The sequence below is a fragment of the Microbacterium sp. Leaf203 genome, from assembly GCF_001421275.1.
GTDB classification, from domain to species: Bacteria; Actinomycetota; Actinomycetes; order Actinomycetales; family Microbacteriaceae; genus Microbacterium; species Microbacterium testaceum_A.
In genome coordinates this window covers 281,760-306,742 of the sequence record NZ_LMKF01000025.1, presented here as the reverse complement: position 1 = coordinate 306,742, position 24,983 = coordinate 281,760, and the positions used below count along the sequence as shown (strand labels likewise).

Genomic DNA, 24,983 nt, shown 5'->3' with positions numbered 1-24,983 from the left:
GCCCTGCCGGGCTTACGACGAGACGGTGACCAGCGTCCGCTGCCACCCGCTCGAGCCGTTCGGGGCGATCGGAGCCGCATCCTGGATCTGCAGGTTGCCCTGCTTGTCGGTCGCGCGGACCGCGATGTAGTGCGTCCCGGCCTCGGCGGTCCAGTCGAACTTCCACTGCACCCACGACTGGTCGTTGATGGGGGTGGAGAGCTGCGTCTCCTGCCATTCGCCGTTGTCGATGCTGACTTCGACCTTCTGCACGCCGACGGGCTGGGCCCACGCCATGCCGGCGACGACCACGGCGCCCGCGGCGACGGGCGAGCCGATCTTGGGCGTGTCCACGCGCGACGACATCTTGATCGGCGCTTCGGCCGAGTATCCGCGCGGGGTCCAGTACGCCTCGTCCTTGTCGAACCGCGTGACGGTCAGCTTGGTGACCCACTTCGTGGCCGAGACGTAGCCGTAGAGCCCCGGGACGACCATGCGCACGGGGAATCCGTGCTCGAAGGGCAACGGTTCGCCGTTCATCTTGACCGCGAAGATCGCGTCGAGGTTGTCGTCGGTGAGCGACGAGAGGGGAGTGGATGCCGTGTACCCGTCGACGCTCTCCGAGAGCACCATGTCGGCGTCTCCCTGCACGCCGGCCATGCGCAGCACGTCGCGGATGGGGACGCCGGTCCAGATGGCGTTGCCGACCAGGCCGCCGCCGACCTCGTTGGAGACGCAGGTGAGGGTCACACCGTACTCGTCGAGGCCCATGTTGACGAGGTCGTCGAAGCTCAGCTCCACGGGGTTGTCGACCATGCCCTCGATGGAGAGGCGCCATGTGGTGGGGTCGACGTTGGGGACGGTCAGTGCGGTGTCGACGCGGTAGAAGTCGCCGTTGGGGGTGACGATCGGGGTGAGCCCGTCGATCTCCCAGTTCGCGCCCTCGGGAACGGTCACGGTGGAGCGGGCGGCCGGGATCCGCAGCGCGTCGCGTGCGGCGGCGACAGACGAGGTCGCGGCGTTCAGGACGCGAGCACCGACACCCACGACGACCGCGCCGACCGCGGTGAGGCCGGTGAACAGCAGGAAGTGGCGTCGATCGGTGCCGGAGGCCTGGGCGTTCTGCGCAACGGCGGCCGAGACCCAGCGTCGCAGACGCACGATCGCCAGCAGCAACACGAGGATGCCCGCGACCGTGCCGACGACGGGGGGCAGCCACGCGAGAGCGCCGGCCCCGGCGCGCGTGATGATCGCCGCCGTGGCGAGGATGCCGCCGATTCCGAGGAGGACGACGCCGACGAAGCGGAAGCGGTACTCGAGCACGCCCGCGACGGCGGCGGCGACGGCAGCGCCGAGACCCACACCCGCGAGCAGGGCGATCTTGTCGCTCTCGCCGAACAGCGTGATCGCGAGCTCTTTCAGGGGGCGCGGGACGATGTCGACGATGAACGAACCGACGGCGAGGATGGGGCTCGCCGATCGAGCGACGAGCGCCGCGAGCGCCTCCGCGACAGCCAGCAGGGCGGCGGCCGAGACGATGCCGGCCAGGGCTGCCCAGATCCAGGCGTGCGGTCGGCGGACCGTGGTGGCCTCGTCGGTACGGGCCGCGGTGTCGGTCGTCATGGCATCCCTCATCTCCGCTCCTCGCGCGTGCGCGACGAGTCTCCCCCTCTCTTCGGAGCGGAGGGCGGAACGGATGCCGTCAGCGCGGAGTGCTCTGCCCGCTCGGCGTCGCGGGTGACAGGGCGAAGACGGCGACCCCGGTGACGATGAGGGCCAGTGCGACCCCGAGGCCGAGGCCGAGCGACTCTCCCAGGAGGGGGACGGCGACGACGGCGGTGAGGACCGGGCTCAGGGCCCCGGCTGCGGCGGGCAGGCTGCTGCCGAGGTTCTTGACCGCGACGACGTAGCACGCGGTCGAGAGCAGGCCCGTCCCGACCCCCTGCACGAGGGCATAGCTTCCCACCGTCGACAGATCGGCGGTGCCGGCGAGCAACGCGGACGGGAGCACCCCCGTGACCGCGAGCAGAAGAGCGGATGCCACGGACGTGATCGAGACGATCACGATCACGCCGACGGGATCGAGGCGCGTGCGGGCGACGCCGAGGGTGTACGCGGCCCAGACGAGGCCCGCCGCCAGCAGGACGGCGATGCCGCCGGCCCCGGTCGGTCCGCCGGTGAACAGGGCGCTGGCCGCCACCCCCGCCACGATCGCGGCGAGGGCGAGTACGCGTCGTCGCGACACCGTCCGGCGGACGCACAGGAACAGCAGGAGGGTGACGAAAACAGGGACGGTTCCCGGCACGAGCAACCCGGTGAGAGCCGCGGAGGTGAGGTGAGCGCCCCAGGCGAACAGCAGGAAGTGCGGCAGCCCCGCCAGCAGTACGAGAGCCAGAACCGTCGGGCGCTCGGTACGGAGGGTGCGCAGCGTGCGGGGGATCCACGGGCTCAGGACCACCGCGGGCACGGCGAAGCGCACGATCGCGGCATCCGCCATGGTGAGTCCGGCCCCCTCGAGGGCGCGCGTGGAGAGGGCGAACGACGACCACAGCATGACGACGGCGGTCAGGGCGGCGACGCCGACCAGGGTGCGGCGTGGAACGGCGCGAGGCAGGGAGAGAGCGAACGTCGTCACCCTGCGAGCGTAGAAAGGACGGCGCCGCAGGCGATTGCGATGATTGCTCGATCGGTCTAATTTTTGGCAGAATCTGCTACATGGTGGACCTCGACCGCATCGACCGTCTCATCCTGCGCGAGTTGCAGCAGGACGGACGCCTCTCGAACCAGGAACTCGCCGATCGCGTCGGCCTCTCTCCATCGCCGTGTCTGCGGCGTGTGCGCCACCTCGAGCAGGCCGGGGTCATCGAGGGCTACCGCGCCGTCGTCTCGGCGAAAGCCGTGGACCTCACCATCACGGCTTTCGTGCGATTGCGGCTGGCCTCGCACGAGGGAAGCACCGTGGACGCCGTCGAAGAGCGGTTGCGCGCCATTCCGCACATCGTCGAGGCGCACCTGCTCGCCGGCGACTGGGACTACCTCGTGCGGATCGTCACGCCGAGCTTCGAGGAGTACGAACGGCTCCTGCGCGAGCACCTGCGAGCGATCCCCTCGCTGTCGTCGATCGACACGACCTTCGCGTTCGGGGTTACCAAGCCCGTCTCGCCCCTGCCCCTGGGGACGGAGCCGGGGCCCACGTGAGACCCGGGTCGACGATCGCGACCCGGGCCCGGGATCCCTCAGCGCGGCGAGCGCTGTTTGAGGACTTTCGCCTGCACCTTGCGGCGGATCTTCTGCACCTTCGGGTCCTTCCAGACCCGGTAGGCGACCGTTCCGGCGGCGGCCGCGCGGCCGATCGCCGTCCGGGCGAGCACCGCTCCCGCGAGTGCGACCGCTCCGGTTCCGATCCAACGTGCGACACCCATAGCGCCTCCTCGATTGCCGTGTGGAATCTCACCTCACACGATCGGAGGGCGGATGCCGCGCCGCTTGCGCCGACGCCCGCGGTGTGCGTCGGTCAGCGCAGCGACCCGCCCGAGGGGGCGGCGAACGGCTCGAGGGCGGCGATCACGTCGTCGCTCAGCGTGGCCTTGCTCGCCTCGACCGCGTCGTCGATCTGGCTCGGGCGCGAGGCACCGATGATCGCGGTCGTGACGACCGGGTCGCGCAGCACCCAGGCCACGGCCAGCTGCGGGATCGAGAGTCCGGCTTCGCGAGCGACCCCGTCGATACCGCGGATGCGCTCGAGGTAGTCGTCGGTGAGCGCCGATTCGTCGAGGAAGCGGCTGTCGGCCGCGCGCGAGTCGGCGGGCACCGTGCCGTCGAGGTACTTGGCGGTCAGCAGCCCCTGCGAGAGCGGCGAGAAGACCGCGCTTCCGACCGAGAGCTCGCGCAGCGTCGGGAACAGCTCCGACTCGGGCGTGCGGTCGAACAGCGAATAGCGCGGCTGGTGGATGAACAGGCGGATGCCCTCGGCGGCGAGCAGCTCGTGCGCGCGGCGGGTGAGCTCGGCCGGGTAGTTCGAGATGCCCACGTACAGCGCCTTGCCGCTGCGCACGATGTCGGCGAGCGCGGTGACCGTCTCTTCGATCGGCGTCTCGGGGTCGACCCGGTGCGAATAGAACACGTCGACGTAGTCGGTGCGCATGCGGGTGAGGCTCTGCTCGAGAGAACGAACGAGGTACTTGCGCGACCCGCCGTCGCCGTAGGGGCCCGGCCACATGTCGTAGCCGGCCTTGGTCGAGAGGAACAGTTCGTCGCGGTACGCGCGCAGATCGCTGTCGAGGACCGTGCCGAACGTCGTCTCGGCGGCACCGTAGGGCGGGCCGTAGTTGTTGGCCAGGTCGATGTGCACCACGCCCCGGTCGACGGCGTGACGCAGGATCTCGCGCTGCGAGTCGAGGGTGCGTCCGCTGCCGAAGTTCTGCCAGAGCCCGAGCGAGATGCGGGGGAGAGGGATGCCGCTCGCCCCGGCGCGCAGGAACGGCACGTCGTCGTAGCGGGTGGAGGACGGCGTGAACGCGGACGTCAGGCGGGGGTCATCGGCGGCGATGGGCATGGTTCTCCTCGGCGGTGAAGGGGGACACCGTCGACTCTGCCACGGATCGCAGCGGAGCTCAGGCGAGAACGCGCGAGAGCTCTTCGCGCAGGATGCCGGCACCCGCCGACAGCGCGCTCAGCTTCTCGAACGCCACCTGGCGCGGCAGAGGGGCCATTCCGCAGTTCGAGCTGGCGATGAGCTTGTCGGCATCCACGAACTGCAGAGCCCGCCGCAGAGTGTCGGCCACCTCTTCGGGAGTCTCCACCTCGTGACTGGCGACGTCGATCGCGCCGAGCATGACGTTCTTGCCGCGGATGAGCTCGATGAGGTCGATGGGCACGTGCGAGTTGTGGCTCTCGAGCGACACGGTATCGATGCTCGAGCGCTGCAGCAGGGGGAACGACTCCTCGTACTGACGCCACTCGGCGCCCAGGGTGGCCTTCCAATCGGTGTTCGCCTTGATGCCGTAGCCGTAACAGATGTGGACGACGGTCTCGGCGCGCAGCCCCTCGGCGGCGCGCTCGAGGGTCGCAACTCCCCAGTCCTTCATCTCGTCGAAGAAGACGTTGAACGCGGGCTCGTCGAACTGGATGATGTCGACCCCTGCCGCTTCGAGCTCGCGGGCCTCCTGGTTGAGGATGGTCGCGAACTCCCACGCGAGCTTCTCGCGGCTGCGGTAGTGGTGATCGGCGAGCGTGTCGATCATCGTCATCGGTCCGGGCAGGGCCCATTTGATCGGGCGATCCGTCTGCTGGCGGAGGAACGCGGCATCCTGGACGAAAACCGGCTGGCGACGGCTCACCGCGCCCACCACGGTCGGAACGCTCGCGTCGTAGCGATCGCGGATGCGGACGGTCTCGCGATTCTCGAAGTCGACACCCTCGAGGTGCTCGATGAAGGTCGTCACGAAGTGCTGGCGGGTCTGCTCGCCGTCGCTGACGATGTCGAGGCCACGGCGTTCCTGCTCCGTGGCGGCGCTGCGCAGGGCGTCGTGCTTGCCTTCGACGAGTGTGTCGCCCTCGAGCTCCCAGGGCGACCAGAGCACCTCGGGCTTGGCGAGCCACGCGGGCTTGGGAAGGCTTCCGACGATCGAGGTGGGGAGGAGGGTGTTCACGGGGCGGGTCTCCGGGGAGGTCATCGGGTCGGGAGGGCGTCGGCGACGAGCCACGCGTCGAGCACGGCGCGGTGGGGCTTCACGAAGTGCTCCTCGGTGTAGCGACCCTGGGTGATGCCGAGGCGGCTGCGCTCTTCGCGGTCGTACGCGATGTTCGTGCGGGTGAAGTCGTCGTGCGCGAGGGTGGGACGGTAGACCTCGCCCGCCGGCTCGTGGGCGTTGTAGATCTCGGGACGGTAGATCTTCTGGAAGGTCTCCATCGTGGCCACCGTGCCGGCCAGCTGGAGATCGGTGTAGTCGGCCAGAAGATCGCCGCGGAAGTAGAACGCCAGCGGTGCGACGCTGCCCTGCGGCATGAAGTACCGCACCTGCAGGCCCATCTTGCCGAAGTACTCGTCGGTGAGGCTGAAGCTATCCTGCTCGTACTCGAAGCCGAGTACGGGGTGCTCGACACCGGTGCGGTGGTACTCGCGGCTCGTCGACACGCTGATGCACACAACCGGGGACTGCGTGTAGCGCTCGCGGTACGCCTCGGAATCGAGGAAGTGCTGGAAGAGCTTGCCGTGCAGGATGCCGAAACCCTCGGGCAGCGTGAAGGGCTTGCCCTCGCCGTTGGCCGCCGGCAGCAGCACGCTGAAGTCGTAGTCGCGCAGGTAGGACGAGAAGTTGTTGCCGACGATGCCCTGGTGGCGCTCGCCGGTGACCGTGTCGACGACGTGGATGTCGAGCACCTCGAGCAGGGGGAACTCGCGGTCGTCGCCGGCGTCGTCGTCGAAACGGAGTTCGGCCGAGACGATGTCCAGCTCGACGCGGTAGCGGTCCGCGTCGTCGCCGACGAGCTCGTTCATACGGCGATCGATCATCGCGAGGGCGTTCCGCAGGTTCTGCTGGCGGTGCTCGCCCCGGGCGAGGTTGGCGAAGTTCGTGGTGATCCGCGAGCTGGCCGAGGGCGCGTAGTCCTCGTCGAAGCGCGTGGTGGAGATGCGGAACGTGATGTCGTTCGCCATGTCGAGCCAATCGGGTAGGGCCGGGGTGGGCCGTGCGGTGATCGTGTCCTCATCGTGCGCCTTCGGTCGGGTCATCGGGTAATACAGTGCCGCTATGTCGCGGTATAGCCTCGACCTATGGCGAAGCGGGCGAGCGGCATCACGCTGCAGCAGATGCAGTACTTCATCGAGGTGGCCGCCGAGGGGTCCATCAGCGCCGCGGCCGACCTGCTCTACGTCGCGCAGCCCACGATGTCGGCCGCGATGCGCGATCTCGAGACGCGCGTCGGCCGCGACCTGCTCACCCGTTCAGCGCGCGGGGTGACGCTCACCGTCGACGGAGTGGAGTTCCTCGGCTACGCCCGCCAGGTGGTCGAGCAGGCGGAGTTGCTCGAGCAGCGTTACCTGGGGCGTCCGCCCTCGAGGCGCCTCCTCGGCGTCTCCGCCCAGCACTACTCGTTCGTCGTCGACGCGTTCGTGCGGATGGTGAAGGCGACGGATGCCGCGGAGTACGAGTTCTCTCTGCGCGAGACCCGCACCTTCGACATCATCGAAGACGTCCGGACGTTGCGCAGCGAGCTCGGCATCCTGTTCCGCAACGACTTCAATCGGAACGTCCTCGACAAGCTGCTGCGGGACTCGGGCCTCGCCTTCCACCCGCTCTTCCGTGCCGAGCCGCACATCTTCGTCTCGCGACGCAATCCGCTCGCCACGCGCGAGCGCGCGACCCTCGACGACCTGGCGGACCTCCCGCGTCTCACCTTCGATCAGGGCGCGAACAACTCGTTCTACTTCGCCGAAGAGATCCTCTCGACCCTCTCGAGCAAGCAGGAGATCCGGGTCTCCGACCGCGCGACGATCTTCAACCTCATGATCGGTCTCGACGGGTACACGATCTCGACGGGCATCATCAGCGACGACCTCGACCCCGAGATCGTCGCCGTCCCCCTCGACGTCGACGAGCGGATCGAGATCGGCTGGATCGGCCGCACCGCCATCCCCCTCACCGAGCAGGCCCAGCGCTACCTCGGCGAAGTGCGCGACGTGGTGGCGGGATTCGGGGTGGAGTTGCTGGATTGAGGCCTCGCTGACGTCGTGAGAGGCGACGACTCCTCACATGAGCCGCCGCCTCTCGCGAGCGATCAGCTCGCGCGGGTCCGCGGGCGACGCACCGCCCAGCCGGCCGCACCGGCAACCAGCAGCGCTGCTCCGAGCAGGGCGATGCCGAACGGAGCCTGTGCTCCGGTCGCGGCAAGAGTGCCCTTCGCCGAGACAGTGACGGGCAACTGCGCGATCTGCGTGCCGTCGGCGGCCCACACCACGATGTGGTGCTGACCGGTCGGCAGCGCCGCCGGGATGCGCACGTCGAAGCTCACGTGTCCGTTCGCGTCCGCGGTGGGGATTCCCGTGATGCGGATCGGGTCGCTGCGCAGCTCGGCTGCGACCTGCTCGCTGGCGGCGAGACCGCTGACGCTCACGCGCACGACGCCACCACGCTCAACAGCGCTGACCGACGACGTCGCCGAGCGCGGGGCGGAAGTGCCGCCCGTCGGCGAGCCGGTCGCCGACGGGCCGGGGCCTGTCGTGCCGGTCGGCTGCGGGCTGACAGTGCTGGTGGGTTCAGGGCTCGCCGTTCCCGTAGGTTCTGGGCTCGCCGTTCCGGTGGGTTCTGGGCTCGGCGCATCCGTGCGGACGACGGTCACCGTATAGGTCGTCTTCGTCCGGTGGTCCTGCGCGTACGCCTCGAGGGTCAGCGCCGGGCTCCCGTCGCCGATTGTCACCGTGCGCTCCTGCGTGTCGTCGATCAGGATGCCGTTCGCGAGGATCAGTCCGCTGGGAACGGCCGGGTCGGCGTCGAAAGAGACCTCCGTGCGGCCCTTCGCAACGCTCAGGGTGTACGAGGTGGTCGCCCCGTCGAACGCGGGCGAGAGCGTCCCGCCCTGGAAGGAGAGCTTGCTCAGCGCCGAGGTCGTACCGAAGGACGTCTGCGTGGCCGTGAAGACGCCGTAGACACCACCGACGTAGCTCGTACCGTTGCTCTGGAAGCGCACCGTGACGACGGGGATCTTCTTGCCCGCCGTATCCAGGACGTACTGCCCGTTGGCGTCCTTCCTGTAGCGGTCCTTCGCTTCAGTGTCGGCCAGGAACGATGCGGGGATCTCGTCGTACTGCACGTACCACTGGTCGGCGCCGGAGGCGTTGATGATCCTTTCGCTCTTGAGCTTCTGGTCGTTGACGTAGACGTCGAAGGTCCTCCCGTTGTCGCCGCCGTAATAGCGCACACCGAGGTAGTTCTTCGGTGCCGACGAGTCGACTTCCAGGTCGTACTGGAAGAACGCCGCAGGGTTCATCTGCGCGTCGCGGTAGCTCATGCCCCGCCACACGCCGACCTGCGAAAGGTTGGTCTTGTAGTTCTTCCCCGCCTCGCTGTTGTTGTTGTCGAACGAGACCAGGGAGTCGGTCGTGGTCTCGTCGATGCGGAGCTGCTCCTTGTCCTTACGGATCATCGCCTGGGCGGCGTCGGAGTCGGGCTCGATGAGGTTCATGTACAGGCCGTAACGGACGTTGTACATGCTGTAGTACGGCTCGAAAGTCAGGGCCGCCGAGGCACTGTCGACGTTCTTCAGACCGAACCGCATCACCGACCGCTTGTTGTTGTCGAGACCGTTGTCCAGACGCACCAGGTTGGCGGTGATGTTCTTCTTGAAGTCATCGACGTGGGACACCAGCACGTTGTTGCTGACCGACTTGTCGGCCACGCTCATCTGCACCAGGATGCCGGCCTCGTACGAGGCGTCGACATTCGTCGAGCTGAGCGCCGTCGACAGCACGACCGGACCGTACCGGAACGCGACCCAGTTCGGGTTCCCGGCGTCGGAGTCGACCGTGACGGAGGCGGGGAGGGTGTAAGCGAGCGTGTCGCCGGCCGACACCGGAACCACGAGGTACCCGTTCTCGCTCTTCCCGTCGAAGGCCTTGCCGTTCACCGTCAGCGTCGCGTTCGGCGACCAGCTCGGCACGCGCAGGCGCAGCGTCGTCCCGTCGACCAGGGCGGTGCCATCGAGCGCGGCGACCGAGAACTCCGCCACGTCGGTGTTGGGGATGTCCGCCGTCTGCGTGAGCTTCAGGTTCTGCTCGGGCGAGCTGAGCTCCGACGAGCGGAACATGTTCACCCACACCGAGGTGCCCTTGTGGAAGTAGATCGAGTCACCGAGCTTCGTGAAGCTCTCGGTCGCGGTGCCGTGGTCGCACCAGAACTCGTCCTCCTTCTTGCCGAAGACCTTGGCGTAGCCGGCGGTCTGCGGCTGGAAGTACGTCATCATGCCGGTGTCGGGGTTCTGCGAGGCCAGGATCGTGTTGATGTAGGTGTTCTCGTAGTAGTCCGCATACTTCACGTCGGGGTTCGCCCGGAACAGCGCCCGCGTGAGCTTGAGCATGTTGTACTCGTTGCAGCCCTCGACGGTCGAGTTCTCGCCGTACCCGCTGGTGTTGCCGTTCGTGGCGAAGTCGTACAGCGTACCGGGCTCCTGGAAGTGCTCGGAGTAGCTGTTGCCGCCGCCCACGTACGAGTGGTCCTTGACCACCATGGCCCAGAAGTTGTCTGCGGCCTGACGGTACATCCCGAGGTCGGCCTTCTCGGCGTCGCTGAGGCGGGCGTACAGCGCGGGGTTGTCGGTGAGGACCGTGTACCGCTTGAGCGCGCCGATCAGCTTCGGGATCGTGGTGTTCGCGTGCTTGCCGGCGAGAACGTCTTGACCCGCGGCGAGTTGGCGGAAAAGAGCCGTCTCGTCGAAGTACTGGGCGGCCTTCTTGTGGTTCTCGTCCATCGTGATGCTGTACAGGTCGTACAGCGCCTCGTTCATGCCTCCGTACTCGGTGTTGATCAGTTCACTGGGGTTGGCCTGGCGCGAGCCCCACGTGTTCAGCCACGTTCCGAAGCCCTTGGCAACGGTGAGCGCCTTGTCGCCGACCGCTTCGGGCGCGTACTGGTGCGCTTTGAGGAGTCCGGCCAGCACCTTGTGCAGGTTGTAGAACGGCACGATGAGGCCGTCGCGACCGCCGGGCAGGTACGACACCGGGAAGGGGGAGACGTAACCGGCGTTGTCGGGGTCCTTCTGCGCGTAGGCGTCCTGAGCGGCCTTCAGACCGTCGACGGCCGTCGTCAGCTTCTCCAGAAGCTGCGCCTTGCGCGTGGCATCCGTCTCCGTGGCGTACGCCTGCGACAGCGCGGAGAGGAAGTGTCCGAAGAAGTGACCCTGGAAGCGCGCACCCGTGGTGCGCTCCCATCCGCCGTAGGGCTGGGCGGTCGTCGGGATGCCTGAGAGCTGGTCGAAGGAGTAGAGGAAGCGCTTCGGGTCGAGGGTGAGCAGCCAGTCGACCATCTTGGTGTGGCTGTTCTGCAGGTAGGGGTCTCCGACGAGCACCTCGTTGAGGTCGGTGTCGTCGACGTACAGCGACGCGACCGAGCCGTCCGCCGGCACGGTGACCGTGAACGTCTTGGTCTTCGCGGCGCTACCGCCGTAGGTTGCGCTGGCCGTCAGGGTGACGGTCGCGTCGGCACCCTGCGGGCGCGCGACCGTGGCCTGACCGCCGTGAACGGAGATGGCGCCGGTGTTCGAGGAGGTCCAGGAAAGTTCGGACCCGTTCGCCGTCGAGGTCGGCACGCCGAAGTCGGTGGTGGCGTTGGTGGGGACCGATACGGAGTCGAGACCCTTCTGCGCGACGGTCGAGGGGTCGAAGGTCGGGTCGTTCTGCTTCTGCAGGGCGACGACGTCCGTCGTGGTGGCGACGGCGTCGTAGAGCGTGAAGTCGTCGAGGGCGCCGCGGGTGTACGCGCCGTTGTGGACGACTCCGTTGAAGCCGATCGTCTTCTCGACATCGGTGGTGCCGAGCACGCCCGAGGCGTTCGGGCCCACCGGGTTGATGACGGTCGAGGTCTGCTTCTCGCCGTTGCGGTAGAACGACACGGCTTTGGTGGCCTTGTCGTAGGTGACGGTGACGTGGGTCCACGCGTCACTCGGGAAGAACGTGTCGCGGGCGCCGGTGACCGCGATCTTGTAGGGCTGATTGTTCCCCGGACCCACCGAGAGTGCGAGCGGGGTGTTGGGACCTTCGGAGGTCAGGTACCACCCATCGGTGAACCACTCTCGCTTGTTCCAGGTGAACACCTGCTCTCCGTTGCCCATGCTGCCGTCGGGCTTGAACCAGAACGATGCGGTGAGGTTCTCGGGCTGCAAGGACGGGGACGTCCCCAAACCGAGCGCATCGTCTCCGGAGAGCTTCAGCGCCCGCCCGTCGATCCCCGCGGTGTACTCCGCCGTTCCTCGGATCATGGAAGTCGGGTTGTTGTTCGGACCGCTGTCGGCGATCGAATCGTCGAATGTGAGGTCGAGAACTTTGGAGCCGTCGAGCCCGGTGGCCGCCGCTGCGGCGGCGGGCACCGTAAGCGCCACCGCCCCGCTGGCGACCATGAGGGCCACGGCACCGAGCGCGACCGACTTTCGGATACGGGACATGCTGTTCCTTCCTGCGGCGTCGCAGAACGAGGAAGCCGGGCGTGCGGCGGAAGGCCTCAAGGCCTTTCACGAAAGGGGGCCGGACCTCCGAGAGGAGCGTCATTGCGCAGCGACGTCTTCGTCGCCTGAATAAAATGTTAACGCTCACAGTTTTCGTAGGACAAGGCCCGTTGTAAAAGAGTTACCTGATCGACCGACTATTCGACTGCAGGCGGGAGCGCCTAGATGAGAAACGGATGAGAAGGCTCTCCAGCTCCTTTCACACGCCTGCAAGATGCGTTTACTGTCTCAGGACGCGGCGCCGATGCCGCGGACCATTCGAAGGAGAATGACCATGCAGCACGTATCCCCCCGTCCTCGTGCCCTCCTGCAGCGCGTCGTGGTCGCCTCGGTCGCTCTGGCCGCGGTCGTCGCCCCGCTGACGGTGACGTCGACCCCGGCGGAGGCCGCGGGTCGGATGACCTACACCCTCTACACCGAGGCGAACCCGACGGCCGACCAGGCCGACGCGTACGACCGCATCCGAGCCGCCATGGATGCCGCGGTCTCGCGCTACAACGAGTTCAGCGACTTCGACCGGCACCTCAACGTCTACTACGTCCCCGGGGTGCCCACCGCCGAGGCGAGCATCGACGGGACCATCCGATTCGGTGACAACCGCGGCTTCATGCAGGAGCGCACCGCGCTTCACGAGATCTCGCACACCGTGGGCAACGGCACGGCCAACGCCTGGTACGCGATGTGCCAGAACGGGCGGTGGACCGGAGCGAACGCCAACGCCAAGCTCGCCGAGTTCGACGGCGCCGGTGCCGTGCTGAACTGCGGCGGTTCGCACATCTGGCCCTACGGCCTGAACTACGACAACGAGATGTCCGACCTCAACGCCGACCGGCACGTCCAGATCATCTGGGCGATGATCGCCGACGGCATGTGAGTGCCGCGTCCGGGGCACGCGGCCCGCGCTCAGGCGCACCAATCGGGCCGCGTGCCCCGGACCTCCGCCACGACCGCCCCCGATTCCGCATCGACGATGCGCGTCGACCGCCCCACACGGTCGGCGCGAGCGGGGTAGCCGTCGATGGACGCGCCGTCCGGCACGCTCCCGGCGGCCACGTGCCGGCCGCTCGCAGAGACGCACACCTCCTGCAGGCGCTCGCCGCCGGGCGCGGTGGCGAGAACGGATGCCGCGTCCTCCGGCGTCGACCGCGTCACCGCCGATGCGTCCCAGGTGAGGAAGGCGTCGGGCGTGAGGACCAGGCTCTGCAGGGTCGAGGTGGCGGCGGGGGCGCCCGGCACGACGTCCACCGATCCGTTGGTCAGGTCGAGGACCGAGGTCGCGGCATCCGACGACACCACGACCGACGTGGTCCCGGGGAGGATGCCCCGCAGGTCGCCCAGTTGGCCGAGCGCTCGTGGCGGCGCCACCCCCGTGGCATCCACCAGGACGAGACTGCGGTCGGCGGACTCCGCGACGAGATAGGAGGTCCCGGGCACGAAGAACCAGGCGTCGGTCCGCAGGGGCAACCCGTCGATGCCGATGACCGCGCGCGGCGCGGCGTCCGGGGCGCCGGGGTCCGCGATGAACAGGGCGTTCGTGTACTCGGCCGTCCCGTCGGCGGCGGGACCGGTGAAGACGTACCCGATTCGCCCGGCGTCCGCCGATGCGCGCAGCAGCCGGACGTCGCCCCGACCCGGGGTCGGAAGGGTACCCTCGACGCCCGCGCCGTCGACCGTCTGCAGGCGCGCACTGCCGTCGCCGTCCACGACGAGCGCCACGACCCCGTCCGGGGTGCCGGCATACTCCTGGATGCGCGGTGCCGCCAGCAGCGTGGTCTCGGTCCCGCGCGACAGGTCGTGTCGCACGACGCGGTCCGGGGTGTCGTCCGCCCGATCGAAGAGACCGGCTCGCTCGAGGACGGTGACCGTGGCCGGGGGCGTGGTGAAGGCGTAGTCGAGCGTGCTCCTGGCCCCGGTGGCGCGCGATCGCAGCTCGGGGGCGACGATGCGGTACGCCGTGTCGAAGGCGAGAAGTCCGGTGAACCGCACGCGCACCGCGGCGCCGTCGATCTCCATGTCGGCGGGTGCCTCGGGTTCGATGCGCAGGCCCTCGAGCGAGGAGTCGTCGAGGGGCTGGTCGGTGCGGAGCGTAAGGGTCAGATCGCGTTGCGAGACCGCGAGCGCTGCGTCACCGGTCACCGCGCGCACGCGGGGTCCGCGGTCCAGGGCGGCGGTCGCCATCGCGACGCTCGCGCCGATCAGCGCCAGGACGACGGTCGCGGCCACGAGCGTGAAGCGGCGCGAGCGCCGCCGGGGCTCAGGAGAGGTAGGGGTCATCGGGTTCCGGCACCTCCTCGATCGTGTCGGGGCTGAGCACGGTCGTGCCGTCGTCGTCGGTGAATGTTCCCGTGACGTGCACCCAGGTGCCGGTCTCGGCTCCGGCGGGCAGAGACGACCTCTCGATCCCGACCGCGAACAACTGGGCGTCGACCGTGCAGCACGTGACGGCGTAGCGGCCGACGCGCGCTCGGCCGGTGGCGGCGTCGAGGAGGACGAAGCCGGTCACATCGGCCTGCTGTCCCACGAGATCGGATGCCGAGGACCCTGCGCCGAGGATGGTGGCCCAGTCGCGCAGCGAGAAGCGCGTCGGGTCGCTTCCGACCAGCACGGGGGCTGCGACATCCCCTCCGCCGCTGGTCGCAGCCGTACTCGTGAGGGCGCGCTCGGCGCTGAGCACCGCGGGAGGAGTGACGAGCAGGGCGAGGGCCGCGGCCCCGACGAGCACGGCGCTCGTCACCGTCGCGACGGGGCGCTGGCCGGGAGCGTGGTCGTGGTCGTGGTCGTGGTCGTAGTCGTGGTCGAGCTGATCGCGCCGGGTCACCGAGAACCACACGGCGAGGGCGAGCAGAACGGCTCCGAAGAGCGTCACGAGGACGGTGAAGACCACGTACCGCGGGTGAATGTACAGGGTCAGATCGCCGTGGGCGGCGAGAGCGAGGGTGGAAAGGATGCCGATTCCGCAGAGGATGAGGCCCGTCCAGCGCGAGAGGAAGTCAGACAAGGAGGTTCACCGCCAGACCGATCGTCAGGGCACCGAGGGCGACGAGCACCGTGAGTCCCGCGAGGGCGCGGACGCGGAAGGTCGTCGACAGCATCGCGAGCATCTTCACGTCGATCATCGGTCCGAACACGAGGAACGCCACGAGCGCGCCCGGTGAGAAGGACGACGCGAGAGACAGGGCGAAGAACGCATCGACGTTCGAGCAGATCGCGATGACGAATGCCAGCACCATGAGCGCCAGGATGCCGATCACGGGATGCCCACCGATCCCGGTGAGGGTCTCGCGCGAGATCGCGACCTGGATGATCCCCGCAATCGCAGCCCCCAGGAACAGCGCCGGGAGCATCGCCGAGACCTCGTCGCGGAACATCCCGGCTGCACGCGCGAGAGTGGCGCGTTCGCGCGAGGAGGGAGCCGCGGCGCAGGCCGCCGCCCACGCGGGGGCCAGCAGCCGCTCGGGCTCCGGGTGCAGACTCACCAGCCATCCGACGAGGTTGGCGATGACGAATCCGCCCACCAGCCGAGACACCAGGATGCCGTCGTCCCACCCGAACGCCTGATAGGTCGTGACAAGGGTCACCGGGTTCACGATCGGGGCGGCCAGGAGGAAGGTGACCGAGTCGGCGACGGAGAACCCGCGCAGCATGAGCCCGCGCGCCAGGGGCACGTTGCCGCACTCGCAGACGGGGAGGATCACCCCGAGCAGCGAGAGCACGGCGCGACGGGCGATCCCGCGGCGGGGGATCACGGCATCCATGATCTTCGTCGGCACCCACAGCTGCACCGCGATCGAGATCACCACGCCGAGGAAGACGAAGGGGAGGGATTCGATCACGACGCTGGCGGCGAGGGTGATCCCATCCGACAGTGCGCTCGGGAGGGGGGAGTACGCACCGAGGGTGAGCAGTCGCACGGCCGCAGCGACGGCCACCACCGCCGCGACCACGAGGAGCGGGCGTGCGAGGCTTTTCCGCCCGGGGCCGGTCGGGGTGGTGGAGACCGGCGACCTGCGGTCCCTCACCTGCCCCGATCGGCCCTCTCTCACGAGAGGCGGCGGCGGCGCAGCGCCCGCACGGTGAGTCCCGCCAGGAGGGCTCCGGCGCCCAGCAGGCCCGCGGCGAATGCCACGTCGGTGCCCGTCTTCGCGAGGGACCCGGCCGCGACGACCTCGATGCCGAGGCGAGCGAGGACGCTGCCGTCGGCGCGCGTGACGTCGAGGGTGTGCGCGCCCGGGGCGAAGTCCGCGGGCACGGTGACGCGGAAGACGACGCGACCCGAGGCGTCGGCCGCCGGGATGCCGGTGACCGTCAGCGGGGTGCTGTGCAGGATCGCCGAGACCTGCTCGCCGGGCCTCAGCCCCGTGGCGGTGACGGTGAGCGACTCGCCCTGGGCGACGCGCGTCTTGTCTGCGGTCGCCGTGACGGCGGTGGTCGCGGTGCCGCCCGGGGTCGACGCGCTCGACGAGGGCGAAGGCGAGGGCGACGGCGGGTTCGTCGGCTCAGGCGTCGGCGTCGTCGTGCCGGTGGGGGTGATCGTCACCGTCATCGTCACCGTGCGCAGGGACGGCAGCACCTGCTCGCCCGTGCTCATGTCGAGCACGGGCCGGTCGCCGGCGGCCCAGTGCACGCGGCCGATGCGGGTGTCACGGCCGTTGCCGGCCACCCCGTCGCCCCACGTGTGGTACACGTACAGCTCGTTCCCGTCGCCGTCGGTGGTGACCGCGCCGTGGCCCGGGCCCTGCGGGTAGGTGAGGTAGTCCCAGACCCCCGCCGGCATCGGCACGCTCTTCATGAGCGGGGTGTTGTACTTGTGCCAGCTGTCGATGTCCGTGAGGTCGCTGTCGAGGTCGGCCCAGACCCCGCCGACCACGTAGCGCGGGCTCACGCCGTCGCTCGAGTAGATCAGGTAGATCTTGCCGTCGCGCTCCATCGCGAACGATCCCTCGGCCAGGCGCAGCTCCCACGACAGCGACGGCGAGATCACGGGCTTCGCCTCGCCGATGATCCGGGTCGGGTTCGCGGGATCGACCTTCGCGATCCACGTGAGCGGGTCGCCGAATCCGGGGGAGGTGTAGCGCTGCGACCACGTGTAGTACGCCTGGCCGTTCGCCTCGAAGTAGGTCATATCGAGGCTGATGTTGCTGTAGCCCTCGCGGCCCAGGGCGGTCCCGTCGGCCTCGAGTACCGGCGCCGGCTTCGACCAGTCCGCGGGATTCGCGGGATCCCCGCCCTCGCGCATCTGCATGATGTACGCCTGCACGGTGCGCCAGTCGGCGCCGTCGTTGGCTTGCGAGTCACCCGAGTTGAAGCAGGGCGAGAACAGGATCGACAGCTTTCCGCCGATCTCGTGGATCTCGGGCGCCCAGTAGCACCCGGCGATGGTCCGGCCGTCGGCGGTCGTGTCGCGTCGCGTCCACCGGTTGAGCAGGTCCACTTCGCGCTGCGCGCCGCCGGCGGCGTCCGAAAGACCGTCAAACGTGTCGGAGACGCGGATCGGCAGGTGCGCCGAGGCGATGTTGTTGTTGTTCGTGTCATCGGTCGCGATGAACAGGTACTGCGTCTTGCCGTCGCGCTCGTAGCGGTAGATGGTCGGGTCGGCGCGGTTGGCGGCGAAGGGGACGGTGTAGTCCTTCTGCCGGACCGTGCCCGTGACGGTGACGGTGCCCTGCGTGGCCGCGCGCGCCGCGGCGAGTTCGTCCGCGTTCCAGTCGACGGGGAGGGTCGCGGTCGATCCGTCGTTGTACGTCAGGTTCGCGCGGGTGCGGTCGAGGTCGGCGCCGGCGCCCGCGTCGATCGTGACGGGGGCGACCGAGACGGCCGTGTTGACGACGCGGTTGTACCGTTCGGTGAGGGCCGTGGCGATCGTGCCGCTGACCGGCAGGATGCCACCGGGCTCGGCGTTGGCGACACGACCGGCGAACGAGCCCCAGGACGGGTCCGCGACGCCGATGGGGGAGCCGGCGACGACGTCACCGCGGTTTCCCGTGGAGACGACGCGGCTGCGCGTGCCGTCGTCCTCGGCGTTGAACGGGTCGGCGACCTGCTCGGTGCGGGCGAGATCGGTCACGGTCGTGTACCGCGCGGCGCCCGAGGAGTCGTTCCACGACACGAGGTAGCGCTTCTGCGCGGAGTCCCAGACAGCGCGCGGGGCGACGACCCCGTCGGTGGTGCCCAGATCGATGGTTCCGAGCTCGTCGAACTGCGAACCCCGGTCGTCCTCGGCGCGGAACACGAGCGCACCGCTGGCTGCCCTGGAATCCGGAGTTCCCGACATCTCGACGCGCGTGGCGATGAAGCCCAACCGGCCGTCGGCGAAGAAGAACGGCGAGGGGGAGTCGATTCCGCGCTGCTCGACGTTGTCGACGCCGACGTGCTCGCCGCGCGCGAAGACCACGCCGTAGTTATTCTGCAGGGGCTGGGCCGTATCGGCCGACGAGCCCACCGCGAAGTGGATGCTGCGCGCGACCGTGTCCTGGTTCGCGTCGTGATCGTTGGTCGGCGTGCGGGTATACGCAACGAGGCTCTGCGCCGTGGCGGCGTCGAGCACCGTCACGGTGAAGGTCTTCGAAAAGGTGACCGCTCCCCAGCTCGCGGAGGCGGAGACCTGCGAGGTGCGATCGCCCGAGCCCGTATTCATCAGCGCTCCCTCCGCGACGGCGTCGCCGCTCCAGCGCAGATCGACGCCCGCGACGCTCGGGAGGGAGGTCCCGGATGCCACGACCGGCGGCACGATGAGCGAGGCGCTCAACCGTGCCGAGAGGTCGGCCGCGAAATCGGCCCGCACCGTGACCTGCACCGGGGAGCCGGTCGCCGTCGCGCCGGCGAAGGCCGCGGTGGGCGTCAGAGTGACGGTGGCGTCGGCGGAGCCGGGGGCCGGGCGAGTGACCTGTCCGTCAGCGGAGACGACGGTGGGGGCGCTCGAGGTCCAGGTGATGGCCGAGCCGCCCGCCCCGGTGCGCGGGAGCGCGAGGTCGGAGGCGACCGCGGAGGTGTCGCCGAGATCGATGGCCGCGGCGTCGCGGCGGGCGATGGCGTCGGCCGTGGGAGCGGCGATCGCGCGGATCTGCTCGGTATCGAGCACGGCGCGGTCCACGCGGACGTCGTCGAGGGCGCCGGCGAAGAACGGGTCCCCGGGGTAGAGCGACTTGCCGAGCAGTCCCGAGAAGACCGAGGTGCCGGCAGTGGCGGCTCCGGTGGCGGTCGTGGCGGTGGATGCCACGGCTTCGCCGTCGACGTACGTGGTCACGCGCTGCCCCGACTGCAGGGCGACGGCGACATGGCTCCAGCGCGTCGACGAGGCGGGGCCCTGACCGGTCGCACGCTGCTCCGAGCCCGATTTCACGGCACCGATGAGGTTGCCTCCGCAGCGCGGCGTGGCGAAGAGGTAGCGGTCGCTGGAGCTGCCGAGGCTGTACGCCCACGAGCACTCCTGGCCGCCGGACCAGCGGATCCACGCCGAGATGGTGACGTCGCCGGTCGCGGTGTCGGTGAGCCCCGGCGCGATCTCGACGAAGGCCGCCTGCGAGCTCGATGCTCCGCCCGGCAGTGACAGCGCGCGGTCGGAGTCACCGCGGGGACCCTCGACGATGTTCGCGCCGGAGCCGCGCACTGTCCCGGGGTGGGCTCCGGCGGCATCCTGGATCCGCGTTCCCGGGGCGAGAGGGCCGACGGCGAGGTCCTGGAAGCCGTAAAGAAGAGCGGCGGAGGGATCCGCGGCCTGGGCAGGAGCGATACCGCCGACCAGCCCTCCGCCCACCAGAGCGGCGGCGAGGGCGAAGGCGGCGGGACGACGTGAGCGCATGCGGAGGAGCCTTTCGGGCGTACGGCGATACGTCTCGTCCGAGCCGCCGTCGAGGCGACCAAGACCGCACGTCGTCGTGTCGGTCCGTGCCGGTGGTGCGGTTTCCGGCCTGGGTCGCGACCGACACTAAACACTGCGCCGGGTCGAATGCAAGACAAATGTGAACCTTCACTTTCCGACCGTTTCGTTACTTGACGGCAGTTCACGGCGCCTGTACCTTGGCCGCAAGTGTGAGCGCTAACAACGCGCCGACCCGAAAGATCAGCAAAGTTGCTGGCCGTTCGTTTCCGGTGAGGAGCGCCGCATCGCCCGCCCGTCCCCGCACCGAAACGGAGCGTCCTTCCTCATGCGCGTCCCCCGTCTTCTCGCCGCCACCGCCGTAGCCGCGGTAGCCGCGTCGACGTTCGTCACGATTCCCGCGGCCTCAGCCGCAGGCGTTCCCGAGCCCGGCCTGCATTACACGTTCGACACGCTCAGCGGCACGCTGGGAGCGGGTGCCGCGATTCCCGACACAGGCGCACGCTCACCTCGTGCGGACGGCATCGTGGGCAACGGCGGGATCACGATCGTTCCGGGCGTCACCGGGTCCGCCGGCGACTCGGCCATCCGCCTGTCCGGCGGGCGCAACGACGCCGATACGGTCGCGTCCTACGTGTCCCTGCCTGACGACATCGTTTCGTCGACCGACACTGCCGTGACGGTCAGCCTGTGGACGAAGTGGGAGGGCGCGGGCAACGGTCAGTGCCAGCTCGCCTTTGGTCTCGGCCGCTCGACCGTGAAGAACGTCCTTGCCTCGACCAGTTGCAATGGCACCTACGGGGCGGTGTCGGACGGAGCAGGGGAGCGTCGCGTCGGCAACGGGGGATCAACCCTCCCGGTAGGGCAGTGGGCCAACGTCACCCTCGTCTTCCAGCCCGGCCAGCGGTTGTCCTACTACGTGAATGGTCAGCTCGATGGTGCCGACGCTGACCTGACCGGGATCACACAGACCATCGACGCCGCTCTCGGGCAGAACGGCGTGGGCGGGTACCTCGGTCGATCGTTCTGGGACGACCCGTTCTACGTCGGAGCGATCGACGACGTGCGGATCTGGGACAGCGCGCTGTCGGCCGACGACATCCGCACCGTGGGCGCGGACGGGTACCGCGCGGTCCTGGCATCCGACTCCGTCTCGCTCGGCGACACGTCGGGCGTCGATCGCGATCTGCAGCTGCCCACCAGCAGCGCGGCCGGTTCCTCGGTCTCGTGGGCGACGAGCAACGCGGCTGTGGTGGCCGCGGACGGTAGCGTCACCCGACCCTCGGCCAGCGCCGGCGACACGACCGTCCAGCTCACCCCGACTTTTACCCTCGGCGGTCAGACGCGCGTGGGATCCCCCGTTGCGGTGACCGTGCGCGCGCTGTCGGCGACGGAGCAGGACGAGGCCGTCCGCCAGGTCGCCGATGCGCTGCCCGCACAAGCGGGGCTCTCCGGCGACGTGCGCGGCTCGATCACGCTCCCCGGGACCGGCGCCGACCTCAAGAGCACCTTCTCGTCGGCGCAGGCCGATGACGTCGCCATCTCATGGTCGTCGTCGAACACGTCAGTGATCACCGACGCCGACACGGGCGTTTCGCCCAACGTCGTCGAGAAGGGTCGCGTGACGCGCGGTGCCGCAGATACGGCAGTGACGCTCACCGCGACCCTGCGCCTGGGGGCGGCGACCCGGACCGTCGAGCTCCCCGTTACGGTGCTGGCCGCGGCCGAGCACACGCGCGACGACGACGAGGCGTACATGTTCGTCTACTTCCGCGACAACTCCATCGACGGCGAGAAGATCCGTTTCGCCGTCTCGGAGGGCAACGACGCGCTCAACTGGCGCACGCTGAACAACGCCAACCCCGTCCTCGAGTCGACGAAGGGCGACATGGGTCTTCGCGACCCGTTCGTGCTGCGCTCGAAGGAGGGTGACCGCTTCTTCCTCATCGCCACCGATCTGTCGGCCGCGCGCAAGGGCTTCCCGACCGACAACGGCAGCCGCTTCCTCGAGATCTGGGAGTCGACCGACCTCGTGAACTGGGGCGAGCAGCGCCACATCGAGGTCTCGCCGCCGAGCGCCGGCATGACGTGGGCGCCCGAAGCCCACTACGACCCGACGATCGACGCCTATGTCGTGTACTGGTCGTCGCGTCTGTTCCTCGATGACGCGCACACCCAGGAAGATGGCAACGGCCCGCAGATCCTCATGGCTACGACGCGTGACTTCGTGCACTTCACCCCGGCCATCCCGTACATCAAGTCAGGCGACATCGAGGGGCTGCGCAAGACGAACGCGGGCCTGATCGACACGACGATCATGGAGCGCGACGGCACCTACTACCGCTTCACGAAGGGCACCGAGCAGACCGCCTGCCGCCCCGACATCGTGGCCGAGAAGGGCACCGATCTGCGCGCTCCGTCGACCTCGGGGGAGTGGACCAAGTTCGACACCTGCCTCTCGGCGAACGCGGGCCTGCCCGAGACCGAGGGTCCTTCGGCTTTCCGTTCCAACCCCGGCGACATCAACGGCGATCGCAACTACGTGCTCGTCGACTGGTACGGCGGCGGCGGGTACATCCCGCTCTACACAGAGTCGCTCGAAGAGGGCAAGGTCGATTGGAAGGTCCCGGCGAAGTACTCGCTGCCGCCCTCCCCGCGCCACGGTGTCGCCTTCGGCATCACCCGTGAGGAGCGCGATCGCCTGCTCGCGAAGTACAACCCCGAGCAGCTCGTGACCTCCGTCGCGCCCCTGTCGTTCGAGGTGGCCCCGGGCACCTCCTCGGTCTCCCTCCCCGAGGCGGTCACGGCGAACCGGTCGGCCGGAGCGATCCAGGTCGGCGTCACCTGGGAGCAGCAGGACCTCTCGGCCCTGAAGGCCCCGGGCGACAGCGTGCAGATCCGCGGCGCACTGAACGACGGCTCCGTCGCCCCCGCGATCGCCACCGTCACCGCGGTGGGCGGCTCGGTGGCATCCACCTCGGTGTCCATCGGCTACGACTCGCGTGCTCTCGTCGTCGGGGCGACCACCTCGCTCACCGCATCGGTGGCGCCCGCGAACGCCGACCAGAAGGTCACCTGGACCTCGAGCGCCCCCGCGGTGGCGACGGTCGACGGCTCCGGCCGGGTGGTGGCAGTGTCGGCGGGTACCTCGACCATCACGGCGAAGACCCCCGACGGCCGCACCGCGACGCTGGCCCTGACCGTGGTGAGGGCCGAGGCCGATCTGCTGCTGCGCTACAGCTTCGACGGACTGGATGCCACGACCGACGGCTCCCGTGTGACCGATGTCTCCGGGCACGGGCACGACGCCACGATCCGCGGGACGGGCGCGACCATCGCGACCGGCGCGCGGACGGCGGACGGCGACTCCGCTCTGTCGTTCCCGGGCGGTCGGGCCGGCTCAAACGCGGCGTTCGCGACGATCGCGGGAGACGTGGTGCCCGACGGCACGCGGGATCTCACCGTGTCGACGTGGATGAAGTGGGACGGTGCCGCTCCCTGCGAGTGGCCCCTGTCGCTCGGTTCGAGCACGTCGAACTACCTGTTCACCAGTGCCGACTGCGGAGGCGTCGCCGCCGCGATCAAGTCGGGCTTCACCGAGAACAAGTCCGGCGCGGCCGCTCTGCCCAAGGACACCTGGGCGCAGGTCACCCTCGTGCTCACGGGCAAGAACACGCTCACCACGTACGTCAACGGGGCCAAGGTCGCCGAGATCGCCACGATCTTCGACGCCTCCGACCTCGAGGCGACCGGTGGCATCGGCGGTCTGCTGGCCAAGTCGCAATACGGGCAGGACAGTCTCTATGGCGGCGACCTCGATGAGGTGCGGGTCTATAGCCGGGCGCTGGATGCCACGGAGGTTGGCACGCTCTTCACGAAGGGGACGCTGGCGACCGAGGTCACCCCGTCGCCGGAGCCGTCTCCCGACCCGACCTCGTCGGACCCGTCCGCGTCGCCCGACCCGTCGGCTTCGCCCTCGCCGAGCGTCTCGTCGTCGGGCCAGCCTTCGGCCCCCGGCCAGCCCTCGGCGTCGCAGAGCGCCTCTGCGGGGCCGACGGCGAAGGCGAGCGCGTCGCGCGTCGAGCAGGGCGGGTCGTTCACCGTCTCGGTCACGGGGCTCTCGGCCGGCGAGCAGATCAGCGCGGTGCTGAACAGCCAGCCGCTGACGATCACCGGCATCCCCGCCGCGGACTCCCGCGGTGCAGTGACGTTCCTCGTGACTGTCCCCGCCGACTTCGCGACGGGAGCTCACACGCTGGTCATCACGCGTGCGGACGCGTCGACCCTCAGCCGGATCGGCATCGAGGTGGTCCCGGCCGGATCCCTCGCGCGGACGGGCGCAGAGCTGCCCTGGGGTCTCGGCGTCAGTGCCTTCGCGCTGATCGCGGCCGGTACGGTCCTGGTGGGTCTGCGGCGTCGTCCGCGTCAGGTCTGAATCAGACCCGTGGGGTTCCGTCCGTCGCGGCGGGGCCCCACGGCGACGGACGCGCACGGAGCATGGCGGGATGGGTGGGCACGGTAGGACCAGCCTCCAAAAAATCAGGAGGGCTGCTTCCACCCCTAAAAAAACTGCAGAAGCTGGCTGAACTCGCAGCAGTCGTGCCTGCAGACTTCGTCGATGACCTGGACGAAACGGGTCGCTCGTGGCTCATCCGCCGGCGCCTCAGCGACGAGCAGGTCACGGAGTTGGTAGAGCTGTACCAATCGGGCGTTGGCACGCCGGAACTGTCCAAACGCTTCGGCATCTCGAAGCCAAGCATGCTCGAGCTGCTCCACGATCGCGGCGTGCAGATGCGTCGCCAACCACTGACCAAGACGCAGCGAATTCGGGCCGTGCAACTGTACGAGGAGGGTCTCGCTATCAAGCCGATCGCGGAAACACTCGGTTCCAGCTTCGGTGCTGTCCATCGCGTGCTGAAGGCCGAGGGTGTCAGGCTGCGTCCGCGTCCTGGTCGGTAGGAATGGCCTTCACGGC

16 protein-coding genes are annotated in these 24,983 nt (G+C 69.1%); 5 read left to right on the top strand and 11 right to left on the bottom strand.

From position 1 onward, the window contains the following. Positions 1 to 12: 12 nt before the first annotated feature. Positions 13 to 1,602, bottom strand: a complete 1,590-nt coding sequence (locus ASE56_RS11375; RefSeq protein ID WP_056229418.1) for a molybdopterin-dependent oxidoreductase — start codon at positions 1,600 to 1,602, stop codon at positions 13 to 15. Between the two features lie 79 nt (positions 1,603 to 1,681). Further along, entirely contained in the window at positions 1,682 to 2,614 is a 933-nt protein-coding gene (locus tag ASE56_RS11370) for a DMT family transporter (protein ID WP_056229415.1), read from the bottom strand. An 80-nt stretch (positions 2,615 to 2,694) separates the two neighbouring features. Here ASE56_RS11370 and ASE56_RS11365 point away from each other — a divergent pair, with 80 nt between their 5' ends. Then, complete coding sequence (locus ASE56_RS11365) at positions 2,695 to 3,177, top strand: Lrp/AsnC family transcriptional regulator (protein WP_056229413.1); 483 nt, start codon at positions 2,695 to 2,697, stop codon at positions 3,175 to 3,177. Positions 3,178 to 3,215: 38 nt separating this feature from the next. On the opposite strand, the gene ASE56_RS11360 is transcribed toward ASE56_RS11365, so the two are convergent. The 4 genes from ASE56_RS11360 to ASE56_RS11345 all read right to left on the bottom strand — a co-directional run bounded on the left by ASE56_RS11360 (position 3,216) and on the right by ASE56_RS11345 (position 6,637). Continuing rightward, positions 3,216 to 3,401, bottom strand: a complete 186-nt coding sequence (locus tag ASE56_RS11360; RefSeq protein WP_056229409.1) for a hypothetical protein — start codon at positions 3,399 to 3,401, stop codon at positions 3,216 to 3,218. Between the two features lie 92 nt (positions 3,402 to 3,493). Next, complete coding sequence (locus tag ASE56_RS11355; RefSeq protein ID WP_056229406.1) at positions 3,494 to 4,534, bottom strand: aldo/keto reductase; 1,041 nt, start codon at positions 4,532 to 4,534, stop codon at positions 3,494 to 3,496. Between the two features lie 58 nt (positions 4,535 to 4,592). Beyond that, entirely contained in the window at positions 4,593 to 5,630 is a 1,038-nt protein-coding gene (locus ASE56_RS11350) for a methionine synthase (RefSeq protein WP_056229889.1), read from the bottom strand. A 20-nt stretch (positions 5,631 to 5,650) separates the two neighbouring features. Further along, positions 5,651 to 6,637, bottom strand: a complete 987-nt coding sequence (locus ASE56_RS11345; RefSeq protein ID WP_056229886.1) for a putative oxygenase MesX — start codon at positions 6,635 to 6,637, stop codon at positions 5,651 to 5,653. A gap of 117 nt (positions 6,638 to 6,754) precedes the next feature. Here ASE56_RS11345 and ASE56_RS11340 point away from each other — a divergent pair, with 117 nt between their 5' ends. Further along, positions 6,755 to 7,696, top strand: a complete 942-nt coding sequence (locus ASE56_RS11340; protein WP_056229404.1) for a LysR family transcriptional regulator — start codon at positions 6,755 to 6,757, stop codon at positions 7,694 to 7,696. Positions 7,697 to 7,758: 62 nt separating this feature from the next. Here ASE56_RS11340 and ASE56_RS11335 read toward each other — a convergent pair whose 3' ends face one another. Then, positions 7,759 to 12,132, bottom strand: a complete 4,374-nt coding sequence (locus ASE56_RS11335) for a beta-L-arabinofuranosidase domain-containing protein (protein WP_056229401.1) — start codon at positions 12,130 to 12,132, stop codon at positions 7,759 to 7,761. Positions 12,133 to 12,466: 334 nt separating this feature from the next. Between ASE56_RS11335 and ASE56_RS11330 the strand changes: the two genes are divergently transcribed. After that, positions 12,467 to 13,066: a hypothetical protein gene (locus ASE56_RS11330; RefSeq protein WP_200914174.1), complete on the top strand. Its 600-nt coding sequence runs from the start codon at positions 12,467 to 12,469 to the stop codon at positions 13,064 to 13,066. A 29-nt stretch (positions 13,067 to 13,095) separates the two neighbouring features. Here the strand turns inward: ASE56_RS11330 and ASE56_RS11325 are convergent, their stop codons facing one another. The 4 genes from ASE56_RS11325 to ASE56_RS11310 form a co-directional block, all read right to left on the bottom strand. Further along, positions 13,096 to 14,466: a hypothetical protein gene (locus ASE56_RS11325; protein WP_156371688.1), complete on the bottom strand. Its 1,371-nt coding sequence runs from the start codon at positions 14,464 to 14,466 to the stop codon at positions 13,096 to 13,098. Next, entirely contained in the window at positions 14,447 to 15,190 is a 744-nt protein-coding gene (locus ASE56_RS11320) for a TIGR03943 family protein (protein ID WP_056229388.1), read from the bottom strand. The genes ASE56_RS11325 and ASE56_RS11320 overlap by 20 nt, the downstream gene beginning before the upstream one ends. After that, positions 15,183 to 16,124, bottom strand: a complete 942-nt coding sequence (locus ASE56_RS11315; RefSeq protein WP_235556982.1) for a permease — start codon at positions 16,122 to 16,124, stop codon at positions 15,183 to 15,185. Before ASE56_RS11315 ends, ASE56_RS11320 begins: the two co-directional genes overlap by 8 nt. 107 nt (positions 16,125 to 16,231) lie before the next feature. Further along, a complete protein-coding gene (locus ASE56_RS11310; protein WP_056229382.1) occupies positions 16,232 to 19,990 on the bottom strand; it encodes a family 43 glycosylhydrolase in 3,759 nt (1,252 codons plus the stop codon). A 346-nt stretch (positions 19,991 to 20,336) separates the two neighbouring features. Here ASE56_RS11310 and ASE56_RS11305 point away from each other — a divergent pair, with 346 nt between their 5' ends. Then, the gene (locus ASE56_RS11305) at positions 20,337 to 24,443 is read left to right on the top strand and encodes a LamG-like jellyroll fold domain-containing protein (protein ID WP_056229379.1); all 4,107 of its coding nucleotides are present in this window, start codon (positions 20,337 to 20,339) and stop codon (positions 24,441 to 24,443) included. Between the two features lie 74 nt (positions 24,444 to 24,517). Then, positions 24,518 to 24,967, top strand: coding sequence for a helix-turn-helix domain-containing protein (locus ASE56_RS16995; RefSeq protein WP_156371687.1), 450 nt, complete (start codon positions 24,518 to 24,520; stop codon positions 24,965 to 24,967). The last annotated feature ends 16 nt before the right edge of the window (positions 24,968 to 24,983 follow it).